Origin of the sequence: Amycolatopsis sp. NPDC021455 (genome assembly GCF_040640995.1) — a bacterium.
Lineage (GTDB): Bacteria > Actinomycetota > Actinomycetes > Mycobacteriales > Pseudonocardiaceae > Amycolatopsis.
This window is the reverse complement of the sequence record NZ_JBFACT010000121.1, coordinates 1-12,358: the sequence shown is the minus strand read 5'-3', so window position 1 is coordinate 12,358 and position 12,358 is coordinate 1. Positions and strand designations below refer to the sequence as shown.

12 protein-coding genes are annotated in these 12,358 nt (G+C 73.1%); 11 read left to right on the top strand and 1 reads right to left on the bottom strand.

Annotated features, from left to right (window positions below; genetic code table 11):
* Window positions 1–1,459, top strand: a 1,459-nt coding sequence (locus tag AB0G28_RS47890; RefSeq protein WP_361105868.1) for an FAD-dependent monooxygenase, incomplete at its 5' end; no start/stop codon positions are given.
* Here the strand turns inward: AB0G28_RS47890 and AB0G28_RS47885 are convergent.
* Window positions 1,375–2,454, bottom strand: a complete 1,080-nt coding sequence (locus AB0G28_RS47885) for a LacI family DNA-binding transcriptional regulator (protein WP_361105865.1) — start codon at window positions 2,452–2,454, stop codon at window positions 1,375–1,377. The two genes, AB0G28_RS47890 and AB0G28_RS47885, sit on opposite strands and share 85 nt — an antisense overlap.
* Window positions 2,455–2,649: 195 nt before the next feature.
* On the opposite strand from AB0G28_RS47885, the gene AB0G28_RS47880 reads away from it, so the two are divergent.
* The 10 genes from AB0G28_RS47880 (at window position 2,650) to AB0G28_RS47835 (ending at window position 12,226) form a co-directional block, all read left to right on the top strand.
* Window positions 2,650–3,405, top strand: a complete 756-nt coding sequence (locus AB0G28_RS47880; protein WP_361105862.1) for a sulfite exporter TauE/SafE family protein — start codon at window positions 2,650–2,652, stop codon at window positions 3,403–3,405.
* 31 nt (window positions 3,406–3,436) lie between these two features.
* Window positions 3,437–5,692: a xanthine dehydrogenase family protein molybdopterin-binding subunit gene (locus tag AB0G28_RS47875; RefSeq protein ID WP_361105859.1), complete on the top strand. Its 2,256-nt coding sequence runs from the start codon at window positions 3,437–3,439 to the stop codon at window positions 5,690–5,692.
* Window positions 5,689–6,159, top strand: a complete 471-nt coding sequence (locus tag AB0G28_RS47870; protein WP_361105856.1) for a (2Fe-2S)-binding protein — start codon at window positions 5,689–5,691, stop codon at window positions 6,157–6,159. The genes AB0G28_RS47875 and AB0G28_RS47870 overlap by 4 nt, the downstream gene beginning before the upstream one ends.
* A complete protein-coding gene (locus AB0G28_RS47865; protein WP_361105853.1) occupies window positions 6,156–6,965 on the top strand; it encodes a xanthine dehydrogenase family protein subunit M in 810 nt (269 codons plus the stop codon). Before AB0G28_RS47870 ends, AB0G28_RS47865 begins: the two co-directional genes overlap by 4 nt.
* A 101-nt stretch (window positions 6,966–7,066) precedes the next feature.
* Window positions 7,067–7,738, top strand: coding sequence for a flavin reductase family protein (locus tag AB0G28_RS47860; protein ID WP_361105871.1), 672 nt, complete (start codon window positions 7,067–7,069; stop codon window positions 7,736–7,738).
* Window positions 7,739–8,046: 308 nt separating this feature from the next.
* Window positions 8,047–8,889: an ESX secretion-associated protein EspG gene (locus AB0G28_RS47855; RefSeq protein WP_361105850.1), complete on the top strand. Its 843-nt coding sequence runs from the start codon at window positions 8,047–8,049 to the stop codon at window positions 8,887–8,889.
* Between the two features lie 20 nt (window positions 8,890–8,909).
* The gene (locus tag AB0G28_RS47850) at window positions 8,910–9,377 is read left to right on the top strand and encodes a hypothetical protein (RefSeq protein ID WP_361105847.1); all 468 of its coding nucleotides are present in this window, start codon (window positions 8,910–8,912) and stop codon (window positions 9,375–9,377) included.
* An 8-nt stretch (window positions 9,378–9,385) separates the two neighbouring features.
* Complete coding sequence (locus AB0G28_RS47845) at window positions 9,386–11,338, top strand: hypothetical protein (RefSeq protein ID WP_361105844.1); 1,953 nt, start codon at window positions 9,386–9,388, stop codon at window positions 11,336–11,338.
* Window positions 11,339–11,342: 4 nt separating this feature from the next.
* Window positions 11,343–11,687 carry a type VII secretion target gene (locus AB0G28_RS47840; protein ID WP_361105841.1) on the top strand — a complete coding sequence of 115 codons (345 nt, stop codon included), beginning with the start codon at window positions 11,343–11,345 and terminating at the stop codon, window positions 11,685–11,687.
* Complete coding sequence (locus AB0G28_RS47835) at window positions 11,684–12,226, top strand: YbaB/EbfC family nucleoid-associated protein (RefSeq protein ID WP_361105839.1); 543 nt, start codon at window positions 11,684–11,686, stop codon at window positions 12,224–12,226. The genes AB0G28_RS47840 and AB0G28_RS47835 overlap by 4 nt, the downstream gene beginning before the upstream one ends.
* The last annotated feature ends 132 nt before the right edge of the window (window positions 12,227–12,358 follow it).

Sequence of the window (12,358 nt, the reverse complement as noted above, 5' to 3'; positions counted from 1 at the left end):
TCTCGTCCCCGGGGGGGGGGGGGGCCGGTTCGCCCTCGCCCCCCCCCCCCCCCGGCGCGACCCCGTGGGGTCCAAGGCGATCTGCCACCAGCGGGACACCTTGGACGTCTGGGCGGCCCTCGGCGCGGGCTGCCTGGCCGAAGAAGGCCTGACCTGGACGACCGCGCGGACGTTCCACCGCGGCCGGGAGCTGTTCTCCTACCGGCTGCCGGACGCGGGGTCCGCGCTCCCGCCGTTCGTCAACCTGTCCCAGGCCCGCGTCGAAGAGGTGCTCGACGGCCTGATCGCGCGGCAGCCGCTGATCGACGTCCGCCGCGGCCACCGCGTCACCGGCCTGACGCAGCCCGGGTGCGTCGAGATCCACTGCGAGACCGCGGCCGGCCCGCGCCGGATCGAAGCCGACTACGCCCTCGCCTGCACGGGCGCGCACGGCGACGCTGTGCGGCGTGCGGTGGGGGAGCGGCTGGACGGTGTCTCGTTCGCCGACCTGTTCCTCATCTGCGACATCCGCGCCGACCTCGCCGGGTGGGCGGCCGAACGGCGGTTCCACTTCGACCCGCCGTTCAACCCCGGCCGCCAGGTGCTGATCCACCCGTGCCCCGGCTCGCAGTTCCGGATCGACTGGCAGGTGCCCGACGACTACGACCTCGCCGCGGAGGAAACCGGCGGCGCGCTCGGCGACCGGATCCGGGCGATCATCGGCGACCGGCCGTACGAAGTCGTGTGGCGGTCGGTCTACCGCTTCCACACCCGGCTGGTCCGCCGCATGCGCGTGGGCCGCGTGCTGCTGGCCGGCGACTGCGCGCACCTGGTCGCGCCGTTCGGCGCCCGCGGCCTGAACGGCGGCGTCGCGGACGCGGAGAACGCGGCGTGGAAGCTCGCCCACGTGCAGCGCGGGCCGGCCGGCGACGGGCTGCTGGACAGCTACCACGCCGAACGGCACGCGGCCGCGGTGGAAAACGCCGAGGTGACGACGGCGACCATGGACTTCCTGGTGCCGCGCGGCGAAACGGGCCGCCGGTACCGGGAGGACGTCCTGACGCGCGCGGCGCGCGACCCGGCCGTGCACGCGCTCGTCGACTCGGGCAGGCTGGCCGAGCCGTTCTGGTACCCGGACTCGCCGTTGACGACCCCGGATCCCCGGCGCCCGTTCGCCGGACGTCCGCCGCGCGGCGCGTTGCCGCCGCCCGGCCCGGGGATCCTCCTCCCGGACGTGACCGTCCCGAGTGGACGGTTGCGTGCGCTGGCGCGGCAGGGCTTCCTGCTGCTGACGACCCCGGGGGTGACTTCGGCGGGAGTGCGGTCGGTGCCGGTTCCGGTGGGCGGGACGCTGGGGGCGCGGCCGGGCGAAGCCTGGCTCGTCCGCCCGGACGCCTACGTCGCCGCCGTCCTGTCCGAACCCTCCGCGGCGGACGTGGACCGCGCTCTCCGCAAGGCCTCGGGATCCGGGGACGGCTGACCGGCTGTCGAGCCGCGGATCACCAGCGAGGCCGGGACGATCACCGGTTCCTCCGCCGGCGGTGCCCCGGCCAGGCGCGCGAGCAGCTGCCGGGCCGCCGTCTCGCCCATCTCCCGCAGCGGCTGGTGGATCGTGGTCAGCGGTGGCTGGGTGTGGGCGGCCAGGGGGATGTCGTCGAAGCCGACCACGGCGACGTCGTCCGGCACCGAGCGGCCGGCCTTCCGGAGCCCGGCCAGCACCCCCGCCGCCGTGAGGTCGCTGTGCGCGAAGACCGCGTCGAACTCCGGGCCCGTCGCGAGGAGCTGGAGGACGGCCGCCTCGCCGCTTTCGCTCGTGAAGTCGCCTTCGATGATCAGCCGCGGATCGAGTGTCAGGCCGGCTTCGCGCACGACGTCGTGGAAGCCGTTGAGGCGGTCGTTCGTGCAGCCGAAGCCGTGGGGCCCGGTGACCGTGGCGAACCGGGTGCGGCCGGTGTCCAGCAGGTGCCGGGCCGCGGCCGCGCCGCCCCGGCGGTTGTCGGTGCCCACCGACGGGAACGCGGGGCGGCGGCCGCGGTCGTCGATCATCACCACCGGCAGCCCGGAGTCGTGCAGCACGCGCAGGTGCCGCACCGCGTCCGGCGGTTCCACCAGCAGCAGGCCGTCGAACGCCTTGGCCGACACCCGCCGCGAGAAGCCGTCCAGCGAGTCGGCACCGCGGTTGGCGGTGGACAGCAGCAAGCCGTAGCCCTTCGCCTCCACGACGTCGGCGACGCCCTGGAGCACCTCGCTCATCCACGGCCAGGTCACCCCGGGTACCAGCATCCCCACCGTGCGCGTCACCCCGCGGGCCAGCCCGACGGCGCCGGCACTGGGGATGTACCCGGTCGCGGCGATCACTTCGCGCACCCGGACGGCGGTCGCGGCGTCCACGTCGGCCTTGTTGTTGAGCACCCTCGACACGGTCGTCTTGCTCACCCGCGCGCGGCGGGCGACCTCGGCGATCGTGACGCGCATCCGTCCTCCCGATCGAGGCGTGGCAAGCCCTGTGGTGTCAAGGTACTCGCCCCCGGGCCCGGCGCGACCCGTGCGAGATCGATCAAGTCCGCGGACTTGGCCGGTGCCCGGCCGCCGGGAGCGGCCTGCCCGCCCCCTTGTCCGTCCTATGTGGACGGTGCGGCGCGCCGCCGCCGCGTGTGATGAGATGACGAGGTGATCATCGACCCGCCCGCCCTGCTCCTGCTCGTGCTTGCCGGGGTCGGCGCCGGCCTGACCGGGGCCATCGCGGGGCTCGCGTCGCTGGTTTCCTACCCCGCGCTGCTCGCCGCCGGGCTGCCGCCGGTGACCGCGAACGTCACCAACACCGTCGCCATGCTGGGCACCACCGCGGGCGCCGCCGCCGGGGCGCGGCCCGAGCTGGCCGGGCAGCGGGCGCGGCTCCTCCCGCTCTGCCTCATCACGACCGTCGGCGGCGCGTGCGGCGGTGTCGTCCTGCTGCTGACGCCGTCCGGCACGTTCACCGTCATCGTGCCGTGGCTGATCGGCGGGGCGTCGCTGGTGCTGATGGCCGGGCCGCGGCTGCGCCGGCTGGCCGAAGGCGCCGAACACCACGGCCTGAGCCCCGCGACCGGCGTGGCCGCGTTCTTCATCGGCGTCTACGGCGGCTACTTCGGCGCGGCCGCGGGCGTGCTCATGCTCGCGCTGCTGGTGTCGGTCTGGAGCCAGCCGCTCGCCCGCACCAACGCGGCGAAGAACCTGGTCACCGGTTCGGCGAACCTCCTCGCCGCGATCGTCTTCGCGGTCACCGGCAAGGTGGTCTGGCCGGCCGCGCTCGCCGTCTGCCTCGGCTCCCTCGGCGGCTCGTGGCTGGGCTCGACGCTCGTGCGGCACCTGCCGGGCACGCCGTTGCGGATCGGGATCGGCGTCGCGGGACTGGGTCTGGCGGTGGTCCTCGGCGTGCGGGCATGATCGGCGGGGTTGTCGGCGAGCAGGAGAGCAGATGAGCATTGTCGGGACCAGGGTGGTCCGCCAGGAGGATCGGAACCTGATCACCGCGGGCGGCACCTATGTGGACGATCTGCGGGTGGAGGCGCTTACCGGGGCCGCACACGCGGTGTTCGTGCGAAGTCCGATCGCGCACGCGCGGATCGGCGGCATCGACGTGAGCGAAGCGAAGGCCGCGCCGGGCGTGCTCGGCGTGTTCACCGCCGCCGACCTCGGGCTCGACCCGCACGCGGCCGGGCCGCTGAAGGAACCTTGGCTGGCCGACGGGGTGGTGCGCTACGTCGGCGAACCCGTCGCGCTGGTCCTCACCGAAGAGCGCTACCAGCTCGCCGACGCCGCCGAGCTGGTCGACGTCGACTACGACCCGCTGGAAGCGGTCGCGAGCATCGACGCGGCCCTGGCGGGCGAGACGCTGCTGTACCCGGACACCGGCAGCAACATCGTGCAGGTCAACGGCGCGGAGCAGTTCGACGACGCGATCTTCGAAGGCTGCGACGTCGTGGTCACGCAGACCATCGTCAACCAGCGCGTCGCACCCGCCCCGCTCGAGGTGCGCGGCGCGTCCTGCGCCTGGGGCGAGGACGGCAGGCTGACCGCCTGGGTGTCGTCGCAGAACGCCCAGATCGCCCGGATGCAGCTGGCGGCGAGCCTCGGCGTCGGCGAGGAGTCGGTCCGGGTGATCACCCCGGACGTCGGCGGCGGGTTCGGCGCGAAGATCGGCGCCGACCCCGAAGTGACCGTGCTCGGCTGGGCCGCGAAGCGGCTCGGGCGGCCGGTGCGCTGGGTCGAGTCGCGCAGCGAGAACCTGACGTCGATGACGCACGGCCGCGCGCAGCAGAACACCGTGACCATCGGCGGGAAGCGCGACGGCACGGTCCTCGCGTACCGCCTCGACGTCATCCAGGACGCGGGCGCGTACCCGCGGACGCTGTTCCTGCCGACGCTGACCGAGCTGATGGCCGTCGGCGTCTACCGGTTCCCGAAGGTGGAGACGCGCAGCCGCGCGGTCGTCACCAACACGACGCCGGTGTCGGCCTACCGCGGCGCGGGCCGGCCGGAGGCGACGGCCGCCGTCGAACGCGCGATGGACGTGTTCGCCACCGAGATCGGGCTCGACCCGGCCGAGGTCCGCCGGGCCAACTTCATCCGGCCGGAGGAGTTCCCGTACCAGACACCGACCGGCGCGTCCTACGACACGGGCGAGTACGCGGCGGCGCTGGACAAGGTCCTCGACGCCGCCGGGTACGCCGAGCTGCGGGCCGAGCAGCAGCGGCGGCGGGAGGCGGGTGAGGTGGTCGAGCTCGGTCTCGGCATCGCGACCTACGTCGAAATCACCGGCGGCGACGGCGGCGGCGAGAGCGGCCGCGTCGACGTCCACCCGGACGGCTCGGTCGTCGCGTGGACCGGGAGCTCGCCGCACGGGCAGGGGCTCGGGACGTCGCTGGCGATGCTGCTGTCCGACCGGCTCGGCGTGCCGCTGGACAAGATCACCGTCCGGCACGGCGACACCGACGAGGTGCCCAAGGGCATCGGCACGTTCGGCTCCCGGTCGCTGCAGCTGGGCGGCTCGGCGATCCGGCAGGCGGCCGACCAGGTGATCGCCCAGGCCCGCGAGCTGGCGGCCGACCTGCTGGAAGCCGCGCCGGACGACCTCGAACTGGACGTCGAGCGCGGCGTCTGGCAGGTCCGCGGCGCGCCGTCGAGCACCGTGCTCAGCTGGGCGCAGGTGGCCGAGCGCGCCGCCGAGGGCAAGCTCACCGCCGACGTCTGGTTCGGCGACGGCAAGCCGACGTTCCCGTTCGGCGCGCACCTCGCGGTGGTCGAGGTCGACACCGAGACCGGCAAGGTCGAGCTGCGCCGCATCGTCGCCGTCGACGACGCCGGCCCGATCGTCAACCCGCTGACCTTCCGCGGGCAGCGGCACGGCGGCCTCGCCCAGGGGGCGGCGCAGGCGCTCATGGAGGTCGTCACCTACGACGACGACGGCAACCCGACGACCGCGACCCTGGCGGACTACTCGTTCGTCACCGCCGCCGAGCTGCCGGACTTCGAGCTCGTCGACATGACCACCCCGACCGACCGGAACCTCCTGGGGGTCAAGGGGATCGGCGAGGCGGCGACGATCGGCTCGACCCCGGCGGTGCACAACGCCGTGGTCGACGCGCTGGCCGCCCGCGGGGTCAGGCACCTGGACATGCCCACGACCCCGATCCGGGTCTGGGCCGCACTTTCGGAGGGGAACGCGCAGTGAAGGTCTCGATCGAGGTCAACGGGCGGCCGGTGGACGAGGAGGTGCCGGACCGCACGCTCCTGGTGCACTTCCTGCGTGACAACGCCGGGCTCACCGGCACGAACATCGGCTGCGACACGACGTCCTGCGGGGCCTGTACCGTGCTGCTCGACGGCGAGTCGGTCAAGTCGTGCACGGTGCTGGCCGCGCAGGCCGACGGCCACGCCGTCACCACCGTCGAGGGACTGTCCGCTTCGGACGGATCGCTGCACCCCGTGCAGCGCGCCTTCCGCGAGCAGCACGGGCTGCAGTGCGGGTTCTGCACCCCGGGCATGATCATGGCGTCGGTTTCGCTGCTGGCCGACAACCCGAAGCCGTCGCGTGACGAGGTGCGGGCGGCGCTCGAAGGCAACCTGTGCCGCTGCACGGGTTACCACAACATCGTGAACGCCGTGATCGACGCTTCGGGGCAGGAGGTGGACCGGTGATCCCGGCTTCCTTCGAGTACGTGCGCGTGTCCACAGTGGACGACGCGTTGGCCCGGCTGGCGTCGTTGGGCGACGACGCGAAGGTGCTGGCCGGCGGGCATTCCCTGCTGCCGCTGATGAAGCTGCGGCTGGCCGCGCCGGAGTACCTGGTGGACATCGGGCCGGTCGACGAGCTCCGGTACGTCCGCGTGGACGACGGCGAGGTGGTGATCGGCGCGTTGTCCCGCTACAGCGACCTCGCGCGGGACCCGGTGCTGCTGGAGCACGCGCCCCTGCTGGCGCACGTGTCGGCTTCGGTGGGCGACCGGCAGGTCCGCCACCGCGGCACGATCGGCGGATCGCTGGTGCACGCGGACGCCGCGGCGGACCTGCCCGCGGCGGTGCTGGCCTCGGACGCGGTGCTGGTCGCGCGCGGTCCTTCGGGCGCACGGCGCATTCCGGCGTCGGAGTTCTTCCTGGGACCGTTCACGACGCCGCTGGAGCCGGCCGAGCTGCTGACGGAGATCCGCTTGCCGTCGCAGGCCGGTCAGGGCTGGGGTTTCCAGAAGTTCACCCGCCGCGCGATCGACTGGGCGATGGTCGGCGTGGCCGTCGCCGGGGGCCGGGTGGGCCTGGTGAACATGGGCGGAGTGCCGCTGCGGGCGTCGGCCACGGAGTCGGCGCTGGCGTCGGGAGCTTCGATCGCCGAGGCGGCGGCAGCGGCGGCGGAGGGCACGAACCCGCCGGACGAGCCGCACGCCACGGCGGAGTACCGCCGCCACCTGGCGCGGGTCTTGACGCGCCGCGCGCTCACCCAGGCGAGCTGACGGCTCCTCGCGATCACCGGCGTCCCCGTCCGGGCCGCCGGTGATCGCGATGGCCGATTCCCGCCAGCGCGGGGTCCGGTGTGGACGGCAGGCTCGAAGGCGTGAAAACTCCCGCGCACACGGCCATCGAGCCCGGCATCCTGTACTTCGGCACCCCGGTCGTGCTCATTTCGAGCACCAACGAGGACGGCTCCGCCAACCTGGCGCCGATGTCCTCGGCCTTCTGGCTCGGGTGGCGGGCCATCCTCGGGCTCGGGGCTCGTTCCCAGACCGCGCAGAACCTGTCGCGTACCCGTGAATGCGTGCTGAACCTGCCTTCGGAAGCCCAGGCTGCCGCTGTCGACCGGCTCGCGCTGACCACCGGGTCGGATCCGGTGCCTCCCGGCAAGGTTCAGCGGGGCTACTTCCATGTCGCCGCGAAGTTCTCGCGGGCCGGGTTGACCGCGGTTCCTTCGGAAACCGTTGTGCCTCCTCGGGTCGCCGAGTGCCCGGTTGCCATGGAGGCCGTCGTCGAAGCCGTGCATCCGGTGGGGGACGACGGGGGGATCGTTGCCTTCGAAGTCCGGGTCCAGCGGGTTTTCGTTCATGATGAGATTCGGCTGGCCGGGAGTGACGATCGCATCGATCCTGATGCCTGGCGGCCGCTGATCATGAGTTTTCAGAAGTTCTACGGGTTGGGGGAGCAGGTGCATCCGTCCACCCTGGCTCGGATTCCCGAACGGCTCTATCGGGGTCCTGACATCGACCGGGCTCGGTTGGCCGTCTCTCGGTGACTTCCCTGTTGCCGCACCGCTTCGGCTGGGGAGCCCGCATCGCCACCGACGATCGGCAAGCCCCGGGTGAGCCACTGAGCTGCCTGCCGCACCTTCAACGCGAGCGTGGAGCCGGCTCCCCGCGATGCACGTGCACCCGGACCGCGACCGAGGCGATGGAAGCGACGGAAGCGGCAGCACCCTTGCCCACACAGCCCAGGGGATCGTGGTCTTTCGGGCATCCGCGTGGCGGTGCCGACGCGGCGTCTGGCGGCACTGCTACTGTTTGTAAGGAGAATTGCTTGAGGGCTTGACGAAAACGAGGGGATATGGCGGAGCGGTTCGAGTTCGTCCTCGAGGTCGTCGAAGCTCTTGTCGTCGGGCAGGCGACCGGGGGCGACATCCGGCGGTACCCGTTGCGGGCCGGGCACCTGCCCGCCGATCCCGTTCGGTTCGTGCACGTCGCGCGGCAGGTCTACGACGCTCTCGAAGAACGGCGGCTTTCCGTCTCCGGTGAGCTGCACCCCGGCGTGCGGATGGCCTTCGACCTGCTCGCCGAGCCGCGGGTTTCGGTTGCGGTCAGCGGGATCGACGGTCTCGGAGCCGATGTCGCCGTGCTCGTCGTCACCGATGGGGCCCAAGCGCTGGGTGTCACCCAGGCTCCGGACACCGATGAACTGCTGTTTTCGCTGTTCGCGGACGAGGAGCTCGTCGAAGTCGTCACCGGTGTGCTGCCGCCGGCTCCGGCCGCCACCACCGGCCGGCACGTCGTGCACCGCGCCGCCGGGCGGGAAGTCTCCGCCATGACCGCCAAGCGCATCGCGGACGCCGAGTTCGACGAAGAAGAGACCGATGCCTTCGGCATGATCGAGGTCAAGGCCGTCGTGCGGCCCGGTCGCCGTCCTCCGGCGCCCAAGCCCTCGGATGTCGCCGTGCTCGAGCGGGTGCTCGCCGAACCGCGGCTGGGTGGTGGCCACATCGCCGTCACCGCGCAGGGACGGCGGGGCGAGCTGGTCGCGGGCGACCCGCTGAGCTGGCTCGACACCGCCGACGGCCGCTACCTCGTGCACACCAAGACCGGCGACGCCGGAGAGCTGACCGCGGAATACGTGCCGGCCGGGCGGGCCGACCTCGCGCGCGCGATCCGGGACGCGATCGCGGCTGTCTACTGATCGGGAAGGATGCAGTCCTGATGACGGAAGAGACCGCGGCGACAGCCCAGGCTCTCCAGGCGGCCATGCAGATGCAAGCCGCGTCGACGCCCGAGGCCAAGACGATGGCCGCGGTCCGCGTCGGTCTCGCCGGTGCCCAGCTGAAGCGGCTCGCCCAGAGCGGCGGCTTCGCCATCGACGACACCACCGGGAACCAGCTGATCGAGGCGCTCGAAGGTGTCCTCGAGTCCCTCGAAGCGCGGTGGGCCACGCTGCAGCGGCTGCACGACGCGCCCGCGATGAGCCGGACCGCCACCGGGCAGTGGGTCTCCGCGCACATGGTCAGCACCGCGGCCGACGAGCACGGGCTGGTCACGCAGCTGCAGGCCGCGCGGCAGGAGTTCCCGACCTACATCGAGGCCATCAAGCTGGCGAAGAAGAACTACCAGTCCCGGGAAGAGAACACGCGGGCCACGCTCGCGGCGATCCCGCCCGCCGACCACAGCTGAGGGAGACCGTGGCACCCACCGCCCAATCCGTGTCGGACCCGTCGTCCCCGGACTACGACCCGCGCAGCCCCCTCTACGACGTCACCGCCGACTCGTCGTCGAAGTACTACGTCGGGCCGCTGACCACGAACAACTCGCCCTCGGGCGACGAAATCCGCGAGATGGCCACCCGGCAGATCGACGACGAGATCCGGCGCGGCTGGCTCGGCCCGGTCGTCGACCCCGTGCTGCGCGACCGGAAGATCCAGGAGCTCTACGAGCAGCACCTCGCCGACGCCAAGCACGGCCTCGACGAGGGCCTCACCATGCGCGAGACCGGCGGTGCGCCGCGCACGCTCTGGGCCAACGCCAGCCACGAGCAGATGAACGAAGCCATCACGCAGGACGCCAACCCGGCGGCCGTAGCGGAAACCTCGGAAGAGTGGGTGCGCGTCGGCAACGACCTCGGCACGCACCAGAAGACCCTCGCCGACGCGATCAACGCCAGCACCAGCAACTGGCAGGGCGACGCCGGTGACGCCGTCCGCGAGCACCTCGCCGGCGTCGGCAAGTGGCTGGGCGCGACCGCGCAGGGCGCGACGCTCGCCGGGCGCCAGCAGGAGATCCACTCCCAGGCACTCAACGAGACCCAGCGGCAGATGGTCGCGAACCCGCCGGTGCAGTTCGACCTGCAGGCCACCAACCAGCGCCTGATGTCGATGACCGACCCGGTGCAGTACGCCGCGGCGGCCGGCGAGGCCATGCAGACCTACAAGGCGCAGCAGGTCGCCCGCGAGCACGCCGCGCAGATCCTGACGCAGTACGACGAGACCATCGGCGGCGCCGTCGCCACCCCGAGGTTCCCGGCCCCGCCGAAGCTGCCGACCGCGACCGCGCGCTCGGCCGGCACGGCTCCGTCGGGCGGCGGCGCCGGTGCGGGCGGCGCTCAGCCCCTGCTCGCGCGGAACCCGGTGGAACCGGCAGTGGACGGCACGACCGCGCGGACCCCGGCCGGCCTCGCCGCCGCGGGCCTCGACGGTGCCAACGGCCCGGGTGGTGCCGGCGCGGGCATCCCCGGAAGCGGCGCGGGCATCCCCGGCATCCCCGGTGGAGACGGCACCGGCGGCTCCGGCTTTACCGGCAGCGGCATTCCCGGCGTCGAGGGACCCGGCGGCTCCGGCTTCTCCGGCAGCGGCATCCCCGGCGGCGGTGCGGGCGGCCCCGGCGGCGCGGGCTTCACCCCGCCCGGCTTCGACGTGCCCGACACCCGGACGGGCGGCAACTTCAGCGGCGCCGGCATCCCCGGCTCCTCGGTGCCGCGGTTCGACGACACGACGACGTCGTCCGGCTTCTCGCCGTCCGGCATCGGCCCCGGGACCACCGGCGGCAGCGGGTTCACCCCGCCGAACATCCCCACCATCCCGGACGTCTCGGGCGGCACCGGCGGCCCGCGCGCCGGGAGCCCGATCCCCGGGTTCACCCCGCCCGGCATCGACCCGGTCACCGGCCTGCCCACCGGCACCGGCGGGCTCGGGAACCCCGGTGGCGCCAAGCTGCCCACCATCGGCCGCGGCGGCGGGATCAACGGCGACAGCATCGCCAGCAGGCTCGGCGGAATCGGCGGCGGTGGCGGAGGCGGCTCGCTGGGCGGGATCGGCGGCGGCTCCGGTGCCGGTGCTGGTGGCGCCGGCGGCGCGGGCGTGCGCGGCGCGGGCAACCTGAGCGGCGGCGCCGCGTCCGGCGCGGCCGCGGAAGCCGAAGCGGCGGCGGCTCGCAACGCGATGTCCGGGCGCGGCGCGGCCGGCGCGGCGGGCGCCCCCGGCATGGGCGCCATGGGCGGGGCCCGCGGCGGCAAGAAGGAAGACGACAAGGAACACAAGTCGGCCGACTACCTCGAGAGCGACGACCCGAACTTCTTCGACGGCGAGCAGGTGGTCGCCCCGCCGGTGATCGGCGACTGGAAGAACCAGGATTGGAAGTGAGCACATGACGGCCGGCGGTTTCGACGTCGAACCGGACGAACTGGTCGCGCACGCGAGCCACGTCGAAAGCCTGGTGGACCGGCTCAACACGGCCATGTCGGCGTCCGACACGGCGATGTCGGACCACGCCTACGGACTGCTGTGCGCGTTCCTGCCGCCGATCATCCGGCCCACGGGCGAACAGGCGAAGGACGCGCTGTCCGCGTCGATCGAGGGCGTGCGCGGGCTTTCCGACAACGTCAAGACCGCCGCGCAGTCCTATCGCGACGGAGAAGAAGGCAACGCGCAGCCGTTCGAGCGTCAGCTCGCCGCCTCGCCGCGCTCGGCTGAAGAGAAGGTGAAGGCATGACAAGCCCGAACGGGCTGGGGGACCTGATGCGGGACCCCGACGAGACGATCCGCCGGATGGACGACTGGGCCGCCGGGTTCGCGGCGAAGGCGGAGCGCTACCAGGCGGCGCAGGAGCAGACCGAACGGCTGCGGCTGACCGCGACCAGCTCCGACGGCGCGGTCAGCGTCACCGTCGGCGCGGACGGCACGGTCACCGACCTGACGTTCTCGAACAAGGTCAAGTCGTTCCCGCTGGACGAACTCTCGCGGCAGATCCTGACGACGATGCGCCGCGCGCAGGCCGGCATCGCCGACCGCGTCGCCGGGGTGATGGCCGAGCAGCTCGGCGACGAGGACCGCGAGACGCGCACCGCGCTGCTCGACAACCTGCGCGGCCGGTTCCCCGACCCGGACGAGCCGGACGACCAGCCGGCACCCGCCGAGCCGGGCCCGGTGCCGCCGCCGGTGTCCGGTGGCGCGGCCGTCCCGCCGTCGCCCGCCGCTCCGCCGCGACGGCGGACGGCCGAACACGAGGACGACGACAACAACCCGTGGTGACCCGGGACGACAGAAAGGCCGCGTAGTGGCGAACCCCCTGGTCGCGGAGACGAAGGATTCGACGAAGGCGTATTCGGGGATTTCGCTGCTGGAGTCGGCGAATGATCTGAAGTCGGCGATCGAGAGCGGTGA

Coding starts and splice junctions, on each gene's coding strand:
- AB0G28_RS47885 (WP_361105865.1), bottom strand. CDS start 2,454: ATGCGCGTCACGATCGCCGAGGTCGCCCGCCGCGCGCGGGTGAGCAAG.
- AB0G28_RS47875 (WP_361105859.1), top strand. CDS start 3,437: ATGAGCATTGTCGGGACCAGGGTGGTCCGCCAGGAGGATCGGAACCTG.
- AB0G28_RS47855 (WP_361105850.1), top strand. CDS start 8,047: ATGGCGGAGCGGTTCGAGTTCGTCCTCGAGGTCGTCGAAGCTCTTGTC.
- AB0G28_RS47850 (WP_361105847.1), top strand. CDS start 8,910: ATGACGGAAGAGACCGCGGCGACAGCCCAGGCTCTCCAGGCGGCCATG.
- AB0G28_RS47840 (WP_361105841.1), top strand. CDS start 11,343: ATGACGGCCGGCGGTTTCGACGTCGAACCGGACGAACTGGTCGCGCAC.
- AB0G28_RS47835 (WP_361105839.1), top strand. CDS start 11,684: ATGACAAGCCCGAACGGGCTGGGGGACCTGATGCGGGACCCCGACGAG.